Source organism: Bacillus sp. AFS029533, assembly GCF_002585125.1.
In the GTDB taxonomy this organism is placed as follows: Bacteria; Bacillota; Bacilli; order Bacillales; family Bacillaceae_G; genus Gottfriedia; species Gottfriedia luciferensis_B.
Map to the genome: position 1 here is coordinate 119,531 of NZ_NUQC01000027.1, position 21,756 is coordinate 141,286.

The window sequence follows — 21,756 nt, forward strand, 5'->3', positions numbered from 1 at the left end:
TTTTTAGATTTAGAGATAATTGGTTATACTTAGGCTCCAATGTTTAGATTAGTTACATAGAAAAACCTCCTCAAAAAACGAGGAGGTTTTTAATTTATGCAATAATATTACGTTCCAACTTATTAAATCGATTATTTGAGTATGAATCTGAGTTATACGAAGTTGGATTCGTATTAGTTGGTTTTGATGGTTTAGTTGGTTTTGTTGGATCTGGCGTAGTAGGTGGTGTAGTAGGATTTGTATTACCATCTCCAGTTCCGCCACCATTGCCATCACCTGTACCAGTACCTGTGCCGTCACCAGTACCAGTACCCGTGCCGTCACCAGTACCCGTGCCGTCACCAGTACCAGTACCAGTACCCGTGCCGTCACCAGTACCCGTGCCCGTGCCGTCACCATTACCGTTACCGTTACCGTTACCATTGCCATTACCGTTGCCATTACCGTTGCCATTACCATTGCCATTACCGTTGCCATTACCGTTGCCATTACCGTTGCCATTACCGTTGCCATTACCGTTGCCATTACCGTTACCATTGCCATTATTATCAGCTGGTGGGGTAGTAGGCTCTTGGGTAGTAGTTAAATCGACTGTAACAGTAACCGCAGCACTCTTAGTATCGCCATTAGTTGCCACGATCGTAATTTTTACTTTGTTTCCAGCTACGATACCATTAATTTTTGCAGATGTTCCATTTACTTTTTGAGTTTGGCCTTTAACACCGTTAATATCATAGTTTACTTCAAAAGTAGTAGAAGCAAGTAAGTTAGAAGGATACTGCCAATTTAACGAAACACTGCTAGTTTTTTCATCATATTTCGCTGTAACACCTTTAGCTGGATCTAATGTATCTGGCGTTGGTAGATCATCCATTTTTTCGCCTCTAATATATAATTCGTCTTGTACTTTTACAACTGAACTTGGTTTATGGAACTCTGAAGAAGGATCAGCTGTTGCTGCTAACATATCTCTAGCAATATATTTAGCTATATTTGTTGATGTTTTACTTAAATAATGACCTTGTTTATTTTTCTCATACCCAGTCCACACTGAAATAGTTACATCTGGAGTATAACCAACAAACCAACTATCACGAGTTGCGTTTGAAGGGAAGCCATATTTGTCTTTTACTTCTTGTGGGTAGTTTGTAGTACCAGTTTTACCTGCCATATCAAGTCCAGGTACATTAGCTCTACCACCCGTACCACCTGGAGCTTTAACAACGTCACGTAGCATATCTGTAATCATATATGCAGTGTAATCGCTCATTGCTTGTTTTGGTTCAGGAGCTAATACTTTTTCAGTTTTATCTTGATAGATTATTTTTGTAACAGCATGTGGTTTTATATATACACCGCCATTACCGAAGGCTGCATATGCACCTGCCATATCCATCGCAGATACACCTGTAAATCCACCGATTGCATGAGACTCATAAAAACTGTCCTTTTGGAAGTTAAATCCAAGTCCGTTACCAAATTCACGTGATTTATCTAATCCAACTTGCTGCATTGTTTTTAATGCAGGAATATTTCTTGAACCGATTAACGCCTTACGAATCGATAATTTACCTTTATATGATTTATCAGCGTTTCGAATAGGTGTCCCATCAGAATATTGATATGGCTCATCAACAAGTTGATGATTAGTAGACCATTTTAAATATTGTATCGCAGGACCATAGTCTAGGATTGGTTTAATAGTTGATCCAGGTTGTCTTTTAATATCTGTTGCAAAATTTAGACCACCACTTGTTGTGTTTCTTCCAGCACCTACAGCTTTAATTTCACCTGTTTTAGTATCAGTTAATACAAAACCAGTTTGGAAATCATCACTTGGATAAAAATCAGATCCACGATTAATGATTTCATCTGCTTTAGCTTGCGCTTTTGGATCTAAAGTTGTTTCAATTGTTAATCCATCTGTATTTATATCTGCATCACCGTATTTTTTTACCTCATCCATAACGACATCAATGAATGCTTGATACTTTGTTTGACCACTTTCATGAACTTTAACTATTGATTTCTCTGGAATTGCTTTTGCATTAGCATATTGTTCATTTGTTATATATCCATATTTTTTCATCTGGCTTAAAACAACATTTCTTCTAGCTTCTGATTCAGCCGGATGTTTTGCTGGATTGTAGTTATTTGGACTTTGTACCATACCAGCAAGTGTAGCTGCTTCAGGTAATGTGATTTTTGATAAATCTTTACTAAAATATGTTTCACTTGCTTTTGCTACACCATAAACTCCACGGCCTTTTAAACCATTTGAGAAGTAAACTTTATTTAAATACATTTCTAAAATTTGTTGTTTAGAATATTTTTGTTCAAGCTGGAATGATAAATACCATTCTTGTACTTTACGTTTAATTGTTTTTTGTGGAGACAAGAATGAGTTTTTGACAACTTGTTGAGTAATCGTACTACCACCTTGTGATCCAAATCCACCAGTAATATTGGCTAAAACTGCGCCAAGCACACGGCGGATATCAACACCTTTATGTTTATAAAAACGTACGTCCTCAGTAGCAATAAATGCATCTTCTACTACTTTAGGAATCTCGTTATATGAAACTTTCGTTCTTTGTTCAGTTCCTAGCTCAGCAATAACATTCCCATTTTTATCTAGTATCGTAGACGATAAAGGTACTTTAAGCTTTGATTCATCAAGTTTAGGTGCATCACTTACTAAATAATAGAAAGTTCCAACTCCCCCAAGAATACAAAGTACAGCTAAAGTTAATATTGATAAAGTAATCTTTTTCCATAAACCTTCACGTTTTTTTGGTTTGACATTTGAAGGCTTTTCCATTTCCATTTGTTTTCGTTCTTGTCGTGAACTATACTCTTTTGCCATTTTTTTGTTTCTCCTGCCTTTCAAATGAACTTAATGAAATTATTAAAATATTAAATTACAAAAAGTTCATCGATACATTTTAAGTAAGGAACAATGATTGGATAACTTGGTTTAAGTAATGTTCCATACTCTTTGCATTCTTCTCTAGAAATTGATTTTCTTCCACCATCTGTTTGCCTTTTCCAAAAGGTAAGAATATCAGTTGCTTTCATAAAATAAATTTCATTATATAATGAAAATTTTAATATGACAAACGAAATTCCACCATGATTCAGTACATTTTCCATATGCTCTATTTGGTGTAAATGGAAATTTTGTAAAGGAAAACTAGTTTTATTATTGGTTTCCTTAGCTTCAAAATCAATATACTTCCCTTTATAGATGCCATTATAATCGGTAGTTGATGGTTGCTTAAAATAGGCTTCTCTAATGACTGCAGCACTTCTTTTTGGATAGTCTACTTTTACGATTTGTACAGGTGTTGGTTTTTTATGTATGTTTGCGATGTTATTTGATAAATAATACGTATTAGTAGCATTTAAATCATCTTCAAGGGACATTCCGCGATTACTATAAGTATTATTTGATTTTACTTGCATTTCGTTATTTTTTTGATTTTTTTGAACTACATTATTTCTTCGATTTGGGTAACTTATTGTCATAAAACCAACTCCAACTTAATTTACATACAACTCGTATTATAGCACTAAAACAGATGTTCGTGTAAAAAAATACCAGATTGCTTGGGGTGAGTCAATGAATGCAAACCATGAAAGCTGGAAAGGTTTCATAAAAAAAAGAAGGGAAGCTCAAAATTTATCACAGGAAGAAGCAAAACTTATAGATTTAATAAAGAAAGAAACAGTAAAATATAATGCAGATAATATTTCCAGAACGATTGCATACCAAGAATATTTTTTAAGACAAAGTGAAATAGAGTGGTCTTTTCTTGCAAGTATGGTGTCGCGTAATGCAGGCTATAACATGACTGATTTGGAAAACGAATTATTCGTTAATGGTTTAAGTGTAAAACAAAGAAAACAGCTTTTTATGACATATGAACGGGCAAATTGGATTATTTTTTTAGATGCATTCCCACAATTGCTTCTATTTGAATATTCAAGAGTGAAAAATAAACCATTATTTTATTTATTGAAATATTTTTCAGTATCTAGTTTTATGGAAATTGAATGGGAGAAATATTGGACGGATCGTGATAAGAAAAGACTAGTTTATTCATTGATTATTAATGAACAAAATATGATTGAAAGACCAGTCATTCAAAATAAATTTTTTAAAAGTGAAGTTTTTAATTCTTTAGCATTTAAACTACAAGAACAATTAAAACTTAGTTATGTTATATTTCCAACTAGAAATGGTGAACTTTATGGACTTGGTGTTTACCAATTTGAAGATTTAACGAAAAGGATTCAAATTGGTAAACGATTATATTCAATTTTATTTCATGAGGACTTACACAATGAATTTATCGATTTTGCTAAGCATACTATACACACAGGCAGTAGAAATGATTATGAAGGGTTAGTTGGAATTACAAGTTCAAATAATCCGAAATTAAGAGATGTTTATCCAATAATTCCTCACACGAGAACGATTGAGGATGATTGGTATACAAATAGTAAAATTTTAAATGAATGGTATGAATATGAGGAAGTTATTAATGGAGATAGTTTTAAGCAATCTTTTTTAATAAAGCAAGAGCTGCTTGGTTCATTGTTAAAATTGAAATCGATCTTTCAATAAAAATGTTAGCTTTTTTCTCTTGATGTTGAAAAACAATCTTATCAATAATAATTATCAAATTTTCGTAAAAGGAGTAGNNCTGCGGGGTCTCAGCCTTCCTGCATATCCCATAGGAGTCGAGCATCCCTCCATTCCAATCAACTAATTCATCAAAAGAAGTCTGTGATAAGAACATAATTTAATATCCTTTACTTAGTGTAACAGTTTAAAAATCAGTTTTTAAGTCGCTTGAGATTGAACATCAACCTATAAACTAATCATTTAAAACGATATACCTAAAATTTGCTCTTTATATTTTTAATTTCCTAAAAAACAATTACTATAGTTTGTTGGTATATTAAAACTTTTGAAGCACATGAACATTTAATATGGTTAATAACTATAAAAAAAAAAATTTAACATCAATACTATCCCAAAATTTTGTTATACCTATAGACAGTTTTATATTTCAACACCCTGAGAAAAAAAAGCTAGCACACAAATGCTAGCTTTTTTTTTTTTAATCGATTTTTCAATAGAAAGAATGTTAATCAAATTCGAGTAGTTCCCTATGTTTATGTAGCTGGGAAATTAGGGCCATCTAATTTTGGATTACCAGTTTGCTGATTTTTACTTTTTTCTTGTTTTTTCTTTTTTTCATTTTTGTTTTTTGCCATTTGAAACACCTCCATGTAATATACCTTTCCCATTTCTGTTCCACGTTACAAGTTTTTTTGTCGAAATTATAGACGAAAATAACTTTATTCACTTTGTTTAGCGAAATAGTTCTAGTTTTGTCACTAGGGAAGGAGGTAGATGAACTATTGTTGAATTTATCTTGTAAAGAAAATTTAGAAAATTAGGAAGAGGAGTTGAACTGTATGGAGTTAATTCAAAGAGAAGATTTTTTTCGAGCAATTGATGAATTTTTAAATGAGGTTGAATTTATTGAGCACTCCTTAGCTTTAAGAATTGATCAAAAATGTGATGAAGAAAAGAATTTACTTTTAAATAAGATCCAGTCAACAACAGTGCATCTTCATCATTTTGAAAAGAAAGTAAGTCAAGCAAAAGAGGGTGGTAGTTGGATATCAACACCATTTTTAGGAAGACAACTAGCATTTAATATTTAATAAATATAGATAAAAGTAAAACATATTTGTTTTGAATGAAGGGCTATTAGAATAATGGAATGAAATAAAGCGATACACTTTTACAATTTAGTAAATGTGTATCGCTTTATTTCTTATAATATTATATTTCCGATTACTAAATTGGTTTACAAGCGCCAAATAGTTCAAGTTCTTTAACTAATTCTCTGTAATGTTGAATAGTAACCTCACCATTTAGGTAATTTTGTTGTAAAAAGTCCATTAATTGATTAAAGTCAGTTGGTTCGAAACTTTTAGATGAAATAAACTTGCTCTTTAATTCTTGTAAAGTCATTATTACCCCTCCAACATTAAAATTTAATTAACAACTTGTATAACTAAATAAAATGTACCATAAATATTTAAAATTTAAATTTTTTTAAAAATTTAAACTTCCGACATATTATGACAAATAGCGCATATGATAATAGAAGTAACAGAATAGGCATTTGTAACATATTTATAAATGAGAAAACTTAAATGGATGTGAGAATATGAAATCTCAAATGTTTCCTCCAAATCATTCAGATAACAGCTTTGAATGGTTTAGAAAGCAAAATCAAATGATTGATGAGAATTTTAATTTTCCAGAAATGAATCAAATATCTAATGAAAATCAGCGTTACTATGGAAATACAATTCAACCTTTTTCCCAAAACCCTACTATGAATACACTACAACCACCAGTTCAATCACAACAAACTCAACATGCACTATCGACTCAACTAACACAACCAGTTCAACCAGCAACACAATCAACCCAATCAATCCAACAATCACAGATGATTGAGCCATCTCCTTATGGGGGATCATCAATTCAAACAGGTAGTTATGATCAAAGTCAAATCCAGTATGCAGCACCACAACACTTTTCGATGCAGCATCCTTCTGTTTCATATAACCAAGGGTATCAATACGATCCTAATTATTACGGAATGGTGCAAAACCAATATCCATATATGCAAACGTATCCTTCACAATTCGGTAATCAAACAAACTATTTAAGCAGCCCTCAAAATCACCAGTATTCAATGCAACCTCAACATGCTCAAATGTTACAACAAGGTCCATTTACAACTCCACCAATGTTTGCGCCTAGTACACCTTATCCAACTCAACCAAAAAAATTAAACCAACAAAATAATAATGGTCAATCTTTTCAGTTTTCATCAATATTAAATCAATTTAAAAATGGTTCAGGTTCATACGATGTCCCAAAAATGATGTCTACTGCGGGTCAAATGATGAATACGATGAATCAAGTAGGTGGACTATTTAAACAAATAGGGGTTTTATTCAAATAAAAAAGCCAGGATATCCTGGCTTTTTTACTTCTATACTATTAATCAGTTCTAGATAAAGAATGTACAAGCTTGTAGCGGTCTGCTCTGTATACAGTCAATTCGTACTCTAAAACTTTGCCACTTCTTAAATATGTTGTACGATAAATTGCCAATACGGGACAATTCGGCGGAATTTCTAATAATTGTGCTTCTTCTTCAGAAGGCATTCTAGCTTGAATCGATTGATCAGCATACTGAATAGGATCAGGAATATTGGCATTTACATAATCAAAGAATGATTTTTCCAAAACACTTTGATTTAGGTTTGGAGCTATATCGCATGACACGTGGATACTTTCAATCGACATAGGAATTGAGTCTGCTAAACGGACCCGCTTTATAAAATAAATAGGATCGTTTTCTTTTATCTTTAGTATATTGGATAACGCTTTATCGGAATTTAAAATATCAAATTGAACTAATCTACTACTCGGTTTTAAACCTCTCTCAATCATTTCTTCAGTGTAACTATTTAATCTACTAATTTTTTTTTCAACTTGTTGACGACTAACAAATGTACCTTTACCTTTTTGTCTGTATACAATTCCTTCTTGAACTAAATTGTTTAATGCTTGACGAACGGTCATACGAGAAATTTGGAATTTCTCTGAAAACTCTCTTTCTGATGGAATCAATTCATCAGCAGGGTATTCACCTGAGGCGATTTTACATTTTATGTATTCTAATAATTGATGATAAATTGGTATTGGGGAATTTTTGTTAATCATTTTTTACTCCTTGAATTGCATTAATTATCTATATTTAAAACGATTTCATAACTCATTTTAAAGGAATAAAGTGCTTTCGGCAATCATTGTGTATACTCGCAAAAATCAGAATATTTAAACTTTTAATCATTATTAATTTTATTGTTGTGAAATATGTTCAAACCTAATAAAATAAAAAAGTTGACATTAAAGTATATTTAGGATATTGGAGAGGATAATTTTGAACAAAATACTTTTTTTATTTTTTTTCACAATTACATTAACATTAATTATTTTTACGAGTTTTAAACAAGCTTTATATGTAATTTTATCATAAGATTTCGACGAAAAAATTTTAACAATAATATTCCTATCACAATAACTAATCTAAAAGGGAATAAAATATCCTCTATGAGCAGCAATCAAATATTGAAATATTGATCTTAAATTGGTCTTAATAGTTGATTACCACTAAGCTTATGACTACCATGTAAAGTTAAATATTAGATTCCCTCTATATAAATTTCTACATTTGAATATTATTTAAATAAATGATTTTAGCGAGATAAATTTATACTTACAATCTATATTTGTTACTAATTATTTGAAAAAATGCAGAGTATTTAATAAAATAAAATTTAATTTGTGGAAGAACTTTAAGTTCTTCCTAATTTATTATTGTGAGGTAATATGAAGATACTACTTATATCTGGTTATAAATCATTTGAATTAGGAATTTTTTCGAATAAACATGATGCAGTTAAGTACATAAAAAAAGCAATTAAAAATAAAATACTTTTATTTATAGATGAACTAGAATGGATTATTATTTCAGGGCAAATGGGTACTGAATTATGGGCCGCAGAGGTAGTATTCGAACTTCAACTTGATTATCCCGAATTAAAGTTGGGTATTTTTACCCCCTACGAAGAACAAGAGAAAAATTGGAATGAATCAAATAAAGAATATTATAATGAAATCTTAATTGGGGCGGATCACGTCGACTCAATTTCAAGAAAACCATACGAATCTCCAATACAGCTAAAAGCTAAAAATGAATTTTTAGTAAGTAAAAGTGACGGATGTATTTTATTTTACGATAATGAAAAAGAAGGTAGTCCTAGATATTTATATGATTTAGCATACAAGAAGAATGAACTATTTAATTATTCTGTAGAAATCATCACATTTGATGATTTACAAGTGATTGCAGATGAGTCATTTGAGAATGATGATAATAAATATAGGGAATTATAGAATAGATAATTGACAATTTATGAAGAGTTTGAAAAAATAGAAGGTAAATATTTCTAAATGTTTTGGGGTGACACACATGGAATCAACAAAAATAAAACTAAGTATAAAAGATATCCTAAATAAAGAATTTAAAGTTTCAATGCGAGGATATAATCAAGAGGAAGTGGATCAATACTTAGACAGTATCATTAAAGACTATGAATCGTTTCAAAATCAAATCGTAGCCCTACAACAAGAAAATGCAAAGTATAAAAAATTGTTGGAGGATCAAAAGAACACAGCTACACCTCCACCTTCACCATTTAATAATACGAATACGGATGTTCTAAAAAGATTATCAAATTTAGAGAAGCATGTTTTTGGTAGTAAACTATTCGAATAATTTTAACTTAATTTATATTTTAAGAAAGCATTGCAAACTTAAGTATAATTTACTATACTAATAAATGTTCGTTTCAATATGTTCGGGTAATCGCTGCAACGCTTGACGTTGTTGAGGAAAGTCCATGCTCGCACAGTCCTGCGATGGCTGTAGTGTTCGTGCCTATCGAAGTCATAAGATAGGGTAGCTGTGTAAACAGCTAACGGCAGGGAACGGACCTAAGTCCTTTACGGATATGGTTCTACTACCTTTAAAGTGCCACAGTGACGTAGTCCTCGAAGAAATGAGAGGAGTGGAACGCGGTAAACCCCACGAGTGAGAAACCCAAATTATGGTAGGGGAATCCTTTCAAAGGAATTGAACAGAGAAAGGGACAGATTATTCTGTAGATAGATGATTACCACCTAGTAGTACGAGGCGAGAGCCGCTTGTAGTACGAATGGTACAGAACATGGCTTACAGAACATATGAAATGATGAAACTGTTTAAAAACTCTTCATTCTATGGAGAGTTTTTTGTAATTTCGACGTAAATTGTTCATAATGAAAATAGGAATTAAAATGAAAATATGAAAAGAAAAGTTCATTCTTAGTTTGAATGAGATAGGTGGTTAAATTGGCGAAATATACATTAATTGCTACTGCTGCAATGGGGATCGAAGCACTGGTCGCTAGAGAAATAAAAAGCCTAGGGTTTGAAGATGTAGTAGTTGAAAATGGTCGAGTATTATTTAAAGCGGACGAAGCTGGAATTGTGAAAGCGAATTTGTGGCTTAGAACAGCTGACCGAGTGAAACTACGTGTTGGTGAATTTAAGGCAACCTCATTTGATGAATTATTTGAAAAAACAAAAGCCTTACCTTGGCATATGTTTATACCAAGAAACGGTCAATTTCCTGTGTTAGGAAAATCGCATAAATCAAAATTATTTTCAGTATCAGATTGCCAAGCAATCGTCAAAAAAGCAATTGTTGATAAATTAAAAACAATCCAAAATATTCAAGGTATGTTAATTGAAGATGGTCCATTATTTCGAGTGGAAGTCTCTATTTTAAAAGATATCGTAACATTAACGATTGACACTACTGGTCGTGAAGGATTACATAAAAGAGGATATCGTGTAGATCAAGGTGAAGCACCATTAAAAGAAACACTTGCGGCTTCATTAGTATTACTAACAAATTGGAATGCTGATTTACCTTTTGTTGATCCATTTTGTGGATCTGGTACTATTCCGATTGAGGCTGCATTAATTGGCCATAATATCGCTCCAGGATCGTTTAGAAGCTTTGCGTCTGAAGATTGGCATTGGATCGGGAAAAAAAGATGGAATGAAGCTAGACAGGAAGCAGAAGACTTAGCAAATTATGATCAAAAACTTGAAATAATCGGATCAGATATTGATCATCGAATGATTAATGTTTCAAAAGCGAATGCTGATGAAGTTGGATTATCAGATTCAATTGCTTTTAAACAAATGCAAGTAAAAGACTTTACTACTAAATCTGAGTATGGATATGTTGTCACTAATCCACCATATGGTGAGCGATTAAACGATCGACCTTACGTTGAAAAGTTATATTCAGATATGGGAAATGTTTTTACAAAATTAGATACATGGTCAGTGTATGTACTTACTAGTCATGAGGGATTTGAACAATTTTACGGTAAACCAGCAACAAAAAAACGTAAATTATTTAATGGTTTCATTAAAACTGACTATTATCAATACTTTGGAAAAAGACCTCCAAGAAGAATCGAAGAGTAAAAAGGTTAAAAGGGTGTTCCCAATGTCTATTTAGACGATTGGGGCACCTTTTTATTTATAATAACGTATTTCGTTAAAGTTTTTACGAACAAATCTTGAACAAAAATTGTATTCGTTATGTCATTATAAATTAATTGCAGGTACAATTCTAAATCCATGATTTTTTTCAAGTAAATGTGCAACATGCCAATTTGTTTCTGCAGTACTTTTATATTGAGTGACTAAATCATGAAATTCATCATTAGAGAAACTCTTCTCATGCTGAAGTAAATAAAGATCTCTTACAACACTTATATCATCGTTTGTATCAAAATTAGTTTGAATTAAAGAATATAAGTACAAATAAACACCTCCAAACTACCATTTTTATGATTATTTTATAGATTTCCCGATAATTCGAAAGTTATTGCCATTAGATAATTTTGAAATATAATCATTTTTCTTTTAAATGAAGAAAGATAATTTGTTACAATGAATCTTGAAAAATAAGCCAATTTAAAGGACTGATCTAAAATGAAAAAACTACGTATTGGAATGGTAGGATTAGGCAATATTGCACAAAAAGCATATCTACCAATTCTTACAAAAGAAGAAAACTGGGAATTTATTGGTGCATTTTCACCAAATAGAGAAAAACGTAAGAAAATATGTTCACAATATCGAATTAAAGATTTTGAAAGTTTGGAATTACTGGCAGAACAAAGTGACGCAGTATTTGTACATAGTGCAACTAGTTCACATTTTGAGGTAGTATCGTATTTATTAAATAAAGGCAAAGATGTATATGTTGATAAACCACTAGCAGCTACATTGCCAGAGTCTGAAAAATTAACTGAATTAAGTATTAAGCTAAACCGAAAACTTATGGTTGGATTCAACCGTCGTTTCAGTCCAATGTATGTGCAGGCAAAAGAACAGGCGAAGAATATCGCAGTAATTAGATTTGAAAAACATCGAGAGAATAAAATTGGGTCTAATTCATTCGAGTTTACGATGCTGGATGATTATTTACATTTAGTTGATACCATTAGATGGTTGGCAAATGGAGAAGTTAACTTGATAAATGGTAGAGTCAAACTTACTCATACGAATCAATTAGAGTATGCTACTCACCAATTTGAATCGATAGAAGGAACTTCTATTAATACAGTAATGCACCGGATGGCAGGAACAAATCTTGAGCGCTTAGAATTAATTACTGAAGGTTCTATTATAAGGGTAAAAAATATGAACAACTTTGAAGTAGAAAAAAATAACTCACTAAATAATTCGTTTTCATCATCATGGGACACAACATTAAAACAAAGAGGTTTTGAGGATTGTATTAACCATTTTATCAATTGTATATACTCTGATGAAAATCCATTGGTCAATGGAGAAGAAGGATTAAAATCTCAAATGGTTGTTGAAGAAATGATCAGGCAAGCAAAAGGCCAGTAAAGTTAACTAGAAGGAGATAAAGGAGCTAGAAGAATTTAAAGCTAATTTATTTAGTTCTAAATATACATTTCCCTTAGTCTTTAAGTGATCATGCCTTATTTCCCTTGCCTTTCCCTCACATTTTTTGTATGATAGCGGGTAGAGACAATTTTTAAATAATATAATGGATCGAATAAATTTGCAAAATTAAAGTTCTCAAAAGAGGACTTTTTCTTTTTAATTTACATTTTGGGGGTAGCAATGAGTCATTCAACTAAATTACCTTTTGAGGTAGGAAAGCAAGACCAATTCATTGAAAAGCTAGGGGAATGGATTGGGGACGTTTTTTATGATTTATTACCAGATGCAGGCTATGAATTAAGAGATGAGCAAATCTTTATGGCTTATCAGGTTGAAAGAGCGTTTAAAGAAAAGAAAGTTATTTTTGCTGAAGCAGGTGTTGGTACAGGTAAAACGTTTGTCTATTTGCTATATTGTTTATGCTATGCAAGATATACAGGTAAGCCAGCTATTATAGCATGTGCTGATGAATCCTTAATCGAACAGCTAGTAAAGAAAAATGGGGATATTGAAAAGTTATCGAATGCTTTAAATTTGTCAATTGATGTTAGATTAGCTAAATCAACAACAAATTATTTATGTTTAAAAAAATTAGATTTACAGCGTTCAGAAATTGATGTATCGGATGCCGTTTTAGGGGTTTATGAAAATTTACCAAGCTTTGTAAATGATTATGGAACACTCCAAAAATTTACTCCATATGGAGACCGTACTGAATATAAGGACTTAACAGATGAAGAATGGGATACAATTTCATATGATTATTTCCAGGATTGTTCTACTTGTGAACAAAGACATAGATGTGGACAAACTCTATCAAGAGAACATTATCGTAAAGCAACTGACCTAATTGTATGCTCACAAGAATTTTATATGGAACATATTTGGACGGTAGAATCTAGAAAACGTGAAGGTCAATTGCCATTACTACCTAATCCAAGCTGTGTAGTATTTGATGAAGGACATTTACTTGAATTTGCAAGTCAAAAATCATTAACTTATCGTCTACAACAAGAGACATTAAATACATTTTTATCATTTTTAATGCAATCTGGGACGCGTGAAAGCTTCCAACAATTACTAGAAGATACATTAGAAACGTACGATCAATTCTTTTTTGAATTAGATAACAATACCGAAGAAGTTGAAGGGTCTAGACGTTTTAAACTGAATATGAATGAAAGACTAATAAAGTTAGCAAGGCGATTAAAGTCTCAAATTAGTAGTATTGGTGATGAATTAGTCTTTGAAAGTGAAATGTATACAATTGATGAATATCAGTTAAATATTGTTGATGAGCATTTAGATGATGTTGAGCGTTGCTTAAATTTATTTATTAATGAAATTACAGCGATTCAATGGATTGAGTATAATCAAAATGAATTAACACTTGTCATCATGCCTAAGGCTGTAAATGAGCTTTTACAAGAAAAAGTATTTAATCAAAAAATGCCGATTGTATTTTCATCTGCAACTCTATCTCAAAATAGTTCTTTTGATTATATTGCAGGTAGTTTAGGGATAAAAGATTACTTATCATTTTCGGTCAATTCTCCGTTTGATTATGTTGAACAAATGAAAATAGAGTTAAATCAAGTTGATCCAACCAAAATTGAGGAAAAGAATGAAAAGATTATTGAGAAGTTAAAGGATAATAACGGAAGTACATTAATTCTCTTCAATTCAACTCAGGAAATGAAAAAATTCAAACTGCAAGTTGAAAAAGAAAAATTAGACTTCAATTTATACTTTGAAGGTGAAGAAGAAATTAGTTCAATTGTACAAAAATTCCAAGAAGATATTAACGCTTCTTTATGTGCTGTTCATTTATGGGAAGGATTAGATATTCAAGGAATGTCACTAAGTCAAGTGATTATTCATGCGCTACCATTCCCGCCAAATGATCCTGTATTCCAATCAAAACGTCAAAATGCACAAAACCCTTACTTCGATATTGATGAGCCGTATATGCTATTAAGATTACGCCAAGGTATTGGACGACTAATCCGTAGTCATGAAGATAAAGGAAAAATCGTTTTATTTATTGAGAATGATCTAAACAATGAAACGAAAGAAAAAATCTTAAACAGTTTGCCTATTGATCCATCTTAAAAAGCTAGCATTCGCTAGCTTTTTTTAATTACAAATTCCAACTCTAGATTTACTAAAATTGCACTCGAAAAATTCCTTAAATGCGAAATAGGCTGTATCTCCAGTTGTAATACGTTGGCCATCAATCGGTAAATAATTCTTTTCAGCATTAATATTTTTAGTTATTGGACCATCTGGTAGGTAAGTTGGGCAAACAATCGTCCAATCTAACAAACTTTCATTTAATAAGTTATAAGCTTTTTCATGATCGGTTGCTGCAGTTGTTGATTTTCGTTTTGATTCAGAGCTTTTATACCGTAAAATTGTTGGATCAACTCTTGATTGTAAAATACCAGCAGTTCCAATTGTAACAATCCTACTTATTTTTTTCATTTCAAGAAGAGGGATTAGTAGTCCCATTGTTTTAGATAAAATATTCTCACCGCCAGTATTTAAGGCGGAAATTACTCCATCTACGTTTTCTAAAGCTACATTTAAATCTTTTTCATTTAGCATATTTCCTTTTAAAACTGTAAGAGCTTCATGATGAATCGTTATTTTTTGTTCATCTCTTACTAAAGCAATTACTTCACATTTAGCTTCTAATAATAAATCCACTAAAAAAGAACCAACTCTTCCAGTTGCTCCTAATAATAATATTTTCATAACATCACCTTGCTGTATTGTACTATATTTTTATTAATCATGTCTTTTATATAAACTTAATCAAATGATTTCTGATAATGAAAGTGCTTTTTAAGCTTAATATTAATTCAATATAAAAGTTATGATAGAATGAAAATAACATCCTAAAATTTAGAAATGAGGGTTAAAAATGGCAATTAATAAAATACAAGAAGAATTTACTGACTATTTAAAGAAGATTGAAAATTATAATGAAGCAATTAATGTTATGTATTGGGACCTAAGAACGGGTGCGCCTAAAAATGGAGCTGAACAAAGGTCAAATGTCATCAGTCAGCTTTCTGCAGAAGTATTTGAAATGACAACATCAAGTACGATGGAAAACTATTTAAATTTATTTGAAAAAGAAATAGGCACAGGAAACTTAAATGAAATCATTGAAAAATCTGTTAAGGAATGTAGAAAAAATTATGATTTAAACTGTAAAATCCCTAAAAATGAATATGCAGAATATGTAAAGCTTTGTTCATTAAGTGAAAATGCCTGGGAAGACGCTAAAAATGAAGGTGACTTTAGTAAATTCCAACCATATTTAGAGAAAATTGTAACGATGAAAAAACAATTCATTGAATATTGGGGCTACAAAGATAAGAAATATGATACTTTATTAAGCTTTTATGAGCCTGGCATGACAACTGTGAAGCTTGATGAAGTTTTTGGCAAAGTAAGAGAAAGTCTTGTACCATTAGTTGCGAAAATTTCAAATTCGCAAACTAAACTAATTCGCAAAGAATTGTCACAACCGATCTCAATTGATCTTCAAAAAGAAGTTAGTGAAGAAATACTTGAAAAATTAGGTTATAATTTCGATTCCGGTCGTTTAGATGAAACAGTTCATCCATTTCAGATTACTTTAAATCCTGGCGATGTTCGTGTAACAACAAAATACATAGAAGATAACTTTATGAGTGCGCTTTTTGGTACCATTCACGAATGTGGCCATGCACTTTATGAGCAAAATTTATCATCGAATTTAATAGGGACACCATTATGTGAAGGTGCATCGATGGGAATACACGAGTCTCAATCCCTATTCTTTGAAAATATGATCGGAAGAAGTAAAGAGTTTTGGGAAGCACAGTATGAAAATTTAATTGCGAAAACTGGTGAATATTTTAAAAATTTATCGGTAGAAGAATTTTATAAAGCAATAAACCATAGTAGGCCTTCGTTAATTCGAATTGAAGCGGACGAATGTACATATCCATTGCATATAATGGTTCGATATGAAATTGAAAAAGAACTGTTTGATGGTGATTTACAAGTAAAGGATTTGCCAAAAATATGGAATGATAAAATGGAAGAATACTTAGGTATCGTTCCATCAAATGATCGAGAGGGCGTTCTTCAAGATGTACACTGGGCAGGCGGAGATTTTGGTTATTTTCCTTCGTATGCATTAGGTGCGATGTACGCAGCACAGTTTAAGCATAAAATGAAACAGGATTTAAGCGATTATGAAACGATCCTAAAAAGCGGCGAGATTCATCAAATTGTTAATTGGCTAACTCTTAATATTCATCAATATGGAAAATTAAAAGAACCGAAAGAATTATTAGTAGATGTTACAGGCGAAGAGTTAAATGTAAAATACTTTATTGATTATTTAGAAGATAAATACTCTAAATTGTATAATTTAGTATAATCTAATTCGTGTGGATGGAGGTTGTTAAGAACCTCCCCATACTTATTATTAAAGAAAACATTAAAAAATGATTAATTCCAAGTTGTTATTTTTTATGTTTTTTTAATAAGTTCAAAAAATAGACATATTTAGATATTTAATTAATTACTTTTTTATAGTATCATAAATAAAAATGAAAGCGTGTTCACAATTACTTATTTAGAAGAGTTGAATTTAATTAGGTGAAATATTGAAGAACTAAAGTATCCAAAATTAAGTTCAAAAAATATTCACATTTAGAAAGTCTTAAGATATTTTTTTTATAGTATTATAGTTAAAAATGAAAGCGTGTTCATACTTTTTTTGAAAAGGAGGTAATTTGAATGTTTTTTAGAACAGCCAGATCTTTAGAACGAAATATTGAAGAAAAACGAATCAAGTTGCAAGAAGCTCAAAATCAAAATAATGACAATCATCAAGAAGTAGTAAAGATTCGTCATCAGTTGGACACTGATTTAAGAGAACTACAGAAATTGTTGAAAACGGTTGCAGTTAAACAATCAAAAATTAATATTAAACCAATATGAAAAAATAGTAATAAGACCACTAATTATTTTTAGTGGTCTTATTTTTTTATAGTTAATTGCTTTCGTAAACCAAAAATAAACCTTGGATAATAAGGTTTTTCTCCGTTAAATGCGCAATTTTGATCTACTCATTACTTACTTTCATATAAATGCAAACTTTTATTTCTCATTTTTGAAAATGATAAATGCTAAGATAAAACTGAAAAAAGTGATTAAGCCAGCAACTATACCTGCAATATAGCGATTACTATAATGTATATAACTTTCTAATACAGTAATCGCAATTGAAGAAAAGGCACATGCAAATAGTGCTTGAGTAATACTCATTTTTCCTGTCAAAATTTTCTTCATGAAAGTTCTCCTTTGTAAATTACTATTAAATTCAATAATTCTATTTAAATAGTAATTAGTCCTTTTTAAATGAAGTATCTTAATAAGAAGAGGGGGATTTGACATATATCAATAGTCAAAATAAGTAAAAAATAACTAAAAATTGAAAACAACCTATGTAGCTTGTTTAAAAAAATTAATTCAAATAGTTAAAAATCACTAATCAAAATCAAAATCCCCTAAGTATAATAGAGTATATCGATTAATATCCATTTTTTTATAAAAATGTGGAATGAGGTTCTAGATGGATTTTGAACTGGCAAGTCGTATTAGAAGATTGTTTGCAGCTTGGATCGATGGCTCATTAAATCTTTTATTTTCTAAACTAGGGTTACTTATACTTGGGCTAGAAAGTAAAGACATTTTAGAATTATTTATGTTTAGTAGTAAGCAACTGTTTTTATATTCAATTTGGTCGCTTTTATTTATTTTCCTACTTTATGTCATTGTACCTACTTATATTTGGAACGGACAAACAATAGGAAAAAGATTATTAAGTATTATGGTTGTGAGGGATACAGATGACTTAGTTGATTTCAAAACAATGACATTACGTTCGATATTTGCTTTTGGTTGTCAGCTAAATTTGCCAATATTTATAGAAGCAATCGGAATTTTGTATGTAATTGATCTGTTTTTTATTTTCCGAAAAGATCGGAGAACATTACATGATTTAATCGCTAAAACGAAGGTTGTTTATTATTAATAGCACTAAAAAATACCCTTTAAAGCTATTTTCAAGCTTTAAAGGGTATTTATCTTATAATGATGTTTTAGCTAAATATGCATCTAGTTGGTCAAATGTACCAGTAAAGCCTTGTTGCATAGAATCTTTATTTGCAATAAATGCAGCAACTTCTTCATCAGTAGCATTGATTGGAAAACCTTTTAATGTAATCGTTGTTTTGCCATCATTTTCTTCTAAAGTTAAAGTGTTTTGAATTTCCAATGGCCAAACTTCAAAGAATGGAGCGCGAACCATATTACCTTCTTGATCAGAGAATGAATTAACAAAAACAATTTTCTCAGGTTCAATAATTTCACCAAAAACAAATAATCCCCACATTACGAATCCTTCTGGTGATTCCATTTTATAGTGGAATTTACCTCCTGGTCTAAATTCTAACGTTGCTACATCCATTTCAAAACCTGTTGGACCCCACCAGTTTTTAAGGTGTTCTGCTTCGGACCAAACCTTGAATACTAATTCACGAGGCGCATCAACAACCCTTGTTAAAACTAATCCTTGCTCATCTACATTAAACATATTTTTACTCATTATTAATTCCTCCATTTATTTTATTATTTCCTAAATTAGACATTATTTCCTCTTTTAAAACTAGGTACTTCTCCTTTCAATAATAGTTAGTACTAATTAAATTGTGTGCAATGAATAAGCTAAGATTATTTGCCCTGTAATTTTTTTAAATAATCGTCCAATTGATCGAATCTCTGTTCCCAGACGTGTCGGAATGACTTAATCCACGAATCAATTTCTTTTAGCGGCTGGGGTCTAAGTTTATAAATTCTTTTATTGGCGATTGGTTGAACTTCGACAAGCCCAGCTTCACTTAGAATGCGAAGATGTTTTGAAACCTGTGGTTGCTTAAGTCCTAAGCTTTCAGCTATTTCACCGACTGATAGAGGACCGTCACGTAAGAGTTCGACAATCTGTAACCGGTTCGGCTCTGCAAGAGCAATTAAAGTCGAATTCATAAATTGAATATACCTCATAAGGAATATTCCTGTCAAGGAATATTCGAAATATAATTTTGTATTAGTTAAAAAAGACATGAGTAGTATTTACGAAGTGATTAGACAATATTCATTTTGTCGAGAAATATTGTTTGAAAAATATGATAATTCTTATTTATCCATATATTTTTTATGTTACTATTTAGCTGACTCAAAAATTTGATTTTAAAAGGTGGGTGTTTTGATGAGCTTAAAAGATTATGAAGCTTCGTTTTTAGATTATGTAAGAAAAATGTTAAACATTGAAGAAGCAATTAGTGTTTTATATTGGGATCTTCGAACAGGTGCACCTAAAAATGCTGTAAGTCAGCGTTCAAATGTAATTAGTCAATTATCAGCCGATGTATATAAAATGAGCATTTCAAAAGATATGGCTCATTATTTAATAACAATGGAAGAAGCCATTAGTGCAGGCAAATGTTCATTGGAAGTTGAAAAAACAGTAAAATACTTAAGAAAGCAGTACGATCGAAATACGAAAATACCAGTTGATGAGTTTGAAGCTTTTGTTAAATGCCAAGCAATTTCTGAGAGTGTTTGGGCAGAAGCAAAGGAAGAAAATAATTTTGCTAAATTTGAACCTTATTTAACTGAAATAATTGAGTATAAACGTAAGTTCGTTGAATATTTAGGATATAAAGACTGTAAATATGATACATATTTGGATCAATATGAACCTGGAATGACTGTAAATAAATTGGATGAAGTATTTTCAGAAGTAAGAAATAAATTAGTACCGATTGTTAAAGCTGTATCGACTAGTGGGAAAAACTTTGAAAAAGAAGAGATGAAAGCATTTGTTTCGACGCAAAAACAAAAAGAAATATGTGAACAATTATTAGCATCTCTTGGTTATAATTTTGATGCCGGAAGATTAGATCCAACTCCACATCCTTTTGCTACTTCTCTTAATTTAGGTGATGTTCGAGTAACAACGAAATATCATGAGAATAATTTTGAAAAAGCCCTTTTTAGTACAATTCATGAATGTGGTCATGCACTATATGAGCAAAACATTTCCAAAGATTTAGAAGGTTTACCGATCGCTCAAGGAGCGTCGTTAGGTATTCATGAATCTCAGTCGCTTTTATATGAAAAGATAATTGGACAAAGCTTTGAATTCTGGAAAGCAAATTATCCTAAGTTAAAAGAGCAACTTAATGGTGTGTTAGAACATGTCTCTCTAGATGAATTTTATAAAGTGATAAATAATAGTAAGCCTTCGTTTATTCGTATTGAAGCTGATGAATTAACCTATCCTTTACATGTAATGATTCGTTCCTGAAACTGATCGAGAAGGTGTTTTACAGGACGTACATTGGTCAATGGGGCATTTTGGATACTTTCCAACTTATGCATTAGGTGCAATGTATGCTGCTCAAATTAAAGCAACAATGGAAAAAGAATTACCGAATTTTAGTGAATTAATTGAAACGAATGATTTTCAAACAATTCTTGATTGGTTAAAAGTAAATATTCATCAATATGGTGCAATGAAGGAACCTCAACAAATTTTGAAGGATGTTACTGGTGAAGAATTAAATGTGAAATATTTTGTTGACTATTTAGAATCGAAATATACAAAATTGTATGAGTTGGAAGAAGTAAATAAATCATAATTGTAAATTAGAAATGTTGTGGAGGAGATTTTAGAAGCTTTTTAATGGAAATAATTGCGAATGTAGATTCGAGTAAAATGAGATATACTAAAACTGCACAACAGAAAGAAAACTCCTTTGAAACGCTTAGACAATTCTTATTATTTGTTCATGGTCCATGAATGAATAGTGAATTGTCTTTTTTTTGTTTAAATTTTGCTACGAATTAAATTTTACAAATTTTTGAGCCTATTATGTCATCTTATTTCTATTCTAGGTTTTTCAAGTAT

Annotated in this window: 20 protein-coding genes, 1 other RNA gene and 1 pseudogene; 13 read left to right on the forward strand and 9 right to left on the reverse strand. The window is 31.1% G+C overall.

Going from position 1 to position 21,756, the window contains the following annotated elements:
• Nucleotides 1-94 precede the first annotated feature (94 nt).
• Together COE53_RS16070 and recU are read right to left on the reverse strand one after the other, a co-directional pair.
• On the reverse strand, nt 95-2,866 hold the full coding sequence (locus tag COE53_RS16070; protein ID WP_098948373.1) for a transglycosylase domain-containing protein: 2,772 nt from the start codon (nt 2,864-2,866) through the stop codon (nt 95-97).
• A gap of 50 nt (nt 2,867-2,916) precedes the next feature.
• Nucleotides 2,917-3,528 (reverse strand): Holliday junction resolvase RecU, encoded by a 612-nt coding sequence (gene recU, locus COE53_RS16075; RefSeq protein ID WP_069031894.1) that lies wholly within the window; start codon nt 3,526-3,528, stop codon nt 2,917-2,919.
• Nucleotides 3,529-3,622: 94 nt separating this feature from the next.
• On the opposite strand from recU, the gene COE53_RS16080 reads away from it, so the two are divergent.
• Together COE53_RS16080 and COE53_RS16085 are read left to right on the forward strand one after the other, a co-directional pair.
• Nucleotides 3,623-4,630 (forward strand): DUF2515 family protein, encoded by a 1,008-nt coding sequence (locus tag COE53_RS16080; RefSeq protein ID WP_069031895.1) that lies wholly within the window; start codon nt 3,623-3,625, stop codon nt 4,628-4,630.
• Nucleotides 4,631-5,490: 860 nt separating this feature from the next.
• Nucleotides 5,491-5,742, forward strand: coding sequence for a hypothetical protein (locus COE53_RS16085; protein WP_069031896.1), 252 nt, complete (start codon nt 5,491-5,493; stop codon nt 5,740-5,742).
• Between the two features lie 136 nt (nt 5,743-5,878).
• On the opposite strand, the gene yppF is transcribed toward COE53_RS16085, so the two are convergent.
• Complete coding sequence (gene yppF / locus COE53_RS16090; RefSeq protein ID WP_084006691.1) at nt 5,879-6,055, reverse strand: YppF family protein; 177 nt, start codon at nt 6,053-6,055, stop codon at nt 5,879-5,881.
• A gap of 199 nt (nt 6,056-6,254) precedes the next feature.
• Between yppF and COE53_RS24585 the strand changes: the two genes are divergently transcribed.
• Nucleotides 6,255-7,064, forward strand: a complete 810-nt coding sequence (locus tag COE53_RS24585; protein ID WP_439097764.1) for a YppG family protein — start codon at nt 6,255-6,257, stop codon at nt 7,062-7,064.
• 38 nt (nt 7,065-7,102) lie between these two features.
• On the opposite strand, the gene COE53_RS16100 is transcribed toward COE53_RS24585, so the two are convergent.
• On the reverse strand, nt 7,103-7,831 hold the full coding sequence (locus COE53_RS16100) for a GntR family transcriptional regulator (RefSeq protein ID WP_069031897.1): 729 nt from the start codon (nt 7,829-7,831) through the stop codon (nt 7,103-7,105).
• Between the two features lie 669 nt (nt 7,832-8,500).
• Between COE53_RS16100 and COE53_RS16105 the strand changes: the two genes are divergently transcribed.
• The 4 genes from COE53_RS16105 to COE53_RS16120 all read left to right on the forward strand — a co-directional run bounded on the left by COE53_RS16105 (nt 8,501) and on the right by COE53_RS16120 (nt 11,216).
• Nucleotides 8,501-9,067 (forward strand): SLOG family protein, encoded by a 567-nt coding sequence (locus tag COE53_RS16105; protein ID WP_069031898.1) that lies wholly within the window; start codon nt 8,501-8,503, stop codon nt 9,065-9,067.
• Between the two features lie 76 nt (nt 9,068-9,143).
• Nucleotides 9,144-9,449, forward strand: a complete 306-nt coding sequence (gene gpsB, locus COE53_RS16110; RefSeq protein ID WP_025671532.1) for a cell division regulator GpsB — start codon at nt 9,144-9,146, stop codon at nt 9,447-9,449.
• A gap of 78 nt (nt 9,450-9,527) precedes the next feature.
• Nucleotides 9,528-9,913: RNase P RNA component class B (gene rnpB / locus COE53_RS16115), an RNA gene on the forward strand.
• 151 nt (nt 9,914-10,064) lie between these two features.
• A complete protein-coding gene (locus tag COE53_RS16120; RefSeq protein WP_091021095.1) occupies nt 10,065-11,216 on the forward strand; it encodes a THUMP domain-containing class I SAM-dependent RNA methyltransferase in 1,152 nt (383 codons plus the stop codon).
• 123 nt (nt 11,217-11,339) lie between these two features.
• On the opposite strand, the gene COE53_RS16125 is transcribed toward COE53_RS16120, so the two are convergent.
• Nucleotides 11,340-11,558, reverse strand: coding sequence for a hypothetical protein (locus COE53_RS16125; RefSeq protein ID WP_069031943.1), 219 nt, complete (start codon nt 11,556-11,558; stop codon nt 11,340-11,342).
• A 171-nt stretch (nt 11,559-11,729) separates the two neighbouring features.
• On the opposite strand from COE53_RS16125, the gene COE53_RS16130 reads away from it, so the two are divergent.
• Both COE53_RS16130 and COE53_RS24505 read left to right on the forward strand, forming a co-directional pair.
• Nucleotides 11,730-12,656: a Gfo/Idh/MocA family protein gene (locus COE53_RS16130; RefSeq protein ID WP_098948374.1), complete on the forward strand. Its 927-nt coding sequence runs from the start codon at nt 11,730-11,732 to the stop codon at nt 12,654-12,656.
• 240 nt (nt 12,657-12,896) lie between these two features.
• A complete protein-coding gene (locus tag COE53_RS24505; protein WP_069031945.1) occupies nt 12,897-14,828 on the forward strand; it encodes an ATP-dependent DNA helicase in 1,932 nt (643 codons plus the stop codon).
• A gap of 24 nt (nt 14,829-14,852) precedes the next feature.
• Here COE53_RS24505 and COE53_RS16140 read toward each other — a convergent pair whose 3' ends face one another.
• Nucleotides 14,853-15,473, reverse strand: coding sequence for an NAD(P)-dependent oxidoreductase (locus tag COE53_RS16140; RefSeq protein WP_069031946.1), 621 nt, complete (start codon nt 15,471-15,473; stop codon nt 14,853-14,855).
• A gap of 169 nt (nt 15,474-15,642) precedes the next feature.
• Between COE53_RS16140 and COE53_RS16145 the strand changes: the two genes are divergently transcribed.
• Both COE53_RS16145 and COE53_RS16150 read left to right on the forward strand, forming a co-directional pair.
• Nucleotides 15,643-17,157 (forward strand): carboxypeptidase M32, encoded by a 1,515-nt coding sequence (locus COE53_RS16145; protein ID WP_069031947.1) that lies wholly within the window; start codon nt 15,643-15,645, stop codon nt 17,155-17,157.
• 362 nt (nt 17,158-17,519) lie between these two features.
• Nucleotides 17,520-17,723: an aspartyl-phosphate phosphatase Spo0E family protein gene (locus tag COE53_RS16150; protein ID WP_069031948.1), complete on the forward strand. Its 204-nt coding sequence runs from the start codon at nt 17,520-17,522 to the stop codon at nt 17,721-17,723.
• A 159-nt stretch (nt 17,724-17,882) separates the two neighbouring features.
• On the opposite strand, the gene COE53_RS16155 is transcribed toward COE53_RS16150, so the two are convergent.
• Nucleotides 17,883-18,074 (reverse strand): hypothetical protein, encoded by a 192-nt coding sequence (locus COE53_RS16155; protein WP_069031949.1) that lies wholly within the window; start codon nt 18,072-18,074, stop codon nt 17,883-17,885.
• A gap of 283 nt (nt 18,075-18,357) precedes the next feature.
• On the opposite strand from COE53_RS16155, the gene COE53_RS16160 reads away from it, so the two are divergent.
• Nucleotides 18,358-18,819, forward strand: a complete 462-nt coding sequence (locus COE53_RS16160) for an RDD family protein (RefSeq protein WP_069031950.1) — start codon at nt 18,358-18,360, stop codon at nt 18,817-18,819.
• Between the two features lie 54 nt (nt 18,820-18,873).
• Here the strand turns inward: COE53_RS16160 and COE53_RS16165 are convergent, their stop codons facing one another.
• Both COE53_RS16165 and COE53_RS16170 read right to left on the reverse strand, forming a co-directional pair.
• Nucleotides 18,874-19,392 carry an SRPBCC family protein gene (locus COE53_RS16165; RefSeq protein ID WP_254664513.1) on the reverse strand — a complete coding sequence of 173 codons (519 nt, stop codon included), beginning with the start codon at nt 19,390-19,392 and terminating at the stop codon, nt 18,874-18,876.
• Between the two features lie 125 nt (nt 19,393-19,517).
• Nucleotides 19,518-19,829, reverse strand: coding sequence for an ArsR/SmtB family transcription factor (locus tag COE53_RS16170; protein WP_084006728.1), 312 nt, complete (start codon nt 19,827-19,829; stop codon nt 19,518-19,520).
• A gap of 223 nt (nt 19,830-20,052) precedes the next feature.
• Here COE53_RS16170 and COE53_RS16175 point away from each other — a divergent pair.
• A pseudogene (locus COE53_RS16175) lies at nt 20,053-21,487 on the forward strand (carboxypeptidase M32).
• The last annotated feature ends 269 nt before the right edge of the window (nt 21,488-21,756 follow it).

What these genes read in the sequence shown, in the direction of transcription:
- COE53_RS16150 (WP_069031948.1), top strand. Translation starts at nt 17,520, where the DNA reads ATGTTTTTTAGAACAGCCAGATCTTTAGAACGAAATATTGAAGAAAAA.
- recU (WP_069031894.1), bottom strand. Translation starts at nt 3,528, where the DNA reads ATGACAATAAGTTACCCAAATCGAAGAAATAATGTAGTTCAAAAAAAT.
- COE53_RS16165 (WP_254664513.1), bottom strand. Translation starts at nt 19,392, where the DNA reads ATGAGTAAAAATATGTTTAATGTAGATGAGCAAGGATTAGTTTTAACA.
- COE53_RS16170 (WP_084006728.1), bottom strand. Translation starts at nt 19,829, where the DNA reads ATGAATTCGACTTTAATTGCTCTTGCAGAGCCGAACCGGTTACAGATT.
- COE53_RS24505 (WP_069031945.1), top strand. Translation starts at nt 12,897, where the DNA reads ATGAGTCATTCAACTAAATTACCTTTTGAGGTAGGAAAGCAAGACCAA.
- COE53_RS16105 (WP_069031898.1), top strand. Translation starts at nt 8,501, where the DNA reads ATGAAGATACTACTTATATCTGGTTATAAATCATTTGAATTAGGAATT.
- COE53_RS16130 (WP_098948374.1), top strand. Translation starts at nt 11,730, where the DNA reads ATGAAAAAACTACGTATTGGAATGGTAGGATTAGGCAATATTGCACAA.
- COE53_RS16145 (WP_069031947.1), top strand. Translation starts at nt 15,643, where the DNA reads ATGGCAATTAATAAAATACAAGAAGAATTTACTGACTATTTAAAGAAG.
- yppF (WP_084006691.1), bottom strand. Translation starts at nt 6,055, where the DNA reads ATGACTTTACAAGAATTAAAGAGCAAGTTTATTTCATCTAAAAGTTTC.
- COE53_RS16080 (WP_069031895.1), top strand. Translation starts at nt 3,623, where the DNA reads ATGAATGCAAACCATGAAAGCTGGAAAGGTTTCATAAAAAAAAGAAGG.
- COE53_RS16160 (WP_069031950.1), top strand. Translation starts at nt 18,358, where the DNA reads ATGGATTTTGAACTGGCAAGTCGTATTAGAAGATTGTTTGCAGCTTGG.
- COE53_RS16100 (WP_069031897.1), bottom strand. Translation starts at nt 7,831, where the DNA reads ATGATTAACAAAAATTCCCCAATACCAATTTATCATCAATTATTAGAA.
- COE53_RS16140 (WP_069031946.1), bottom strand. Translation starts at nt 15,473, where the DNA reads ATGAAAATATTATTATTAGGAGCAACTGGAAGAGTTGGTTCTTTTTTA.
- COE53_RS24585 (WP_439097764.1), top strand. Translation starts at nt 6,255, where the DNA reads ATGAAATCTCAAATGTTTCCTCCAAATCATTCAGATAACAGCTTTGAA.
- COE53_RS16155 (WP_069031949.1), bottom strand. Translation starts at nt 18,074, where the DNA reads ATGAAGAAAATTTTGACAGGAAAAATGAGTATTACTCAAGCACTATTT.
- COE53_RS16070 (WP_098948373.1), bottom strand. Translation starts at nt 2,866, where the DNA reads ATGGCAAAAGAGTATAGTTCACGACAAGAACGAAAACAAATGGAAATG.
- gpsB (WP_025671532.1), top strand. Translation starts at nt 9,144, where the DNA reads ATGGAATCAACAAAAATAAAACTAAGTATAAAAGATATCCTAAATAAA.
- COE53_RS16085 (WP_069031896.1), top strand. Translation starts at nt 5,491, where the DNA reads ATGGAGTTAATTCAAAGAGAAGATTTTTTTCGAGCAATTGATGAATTT.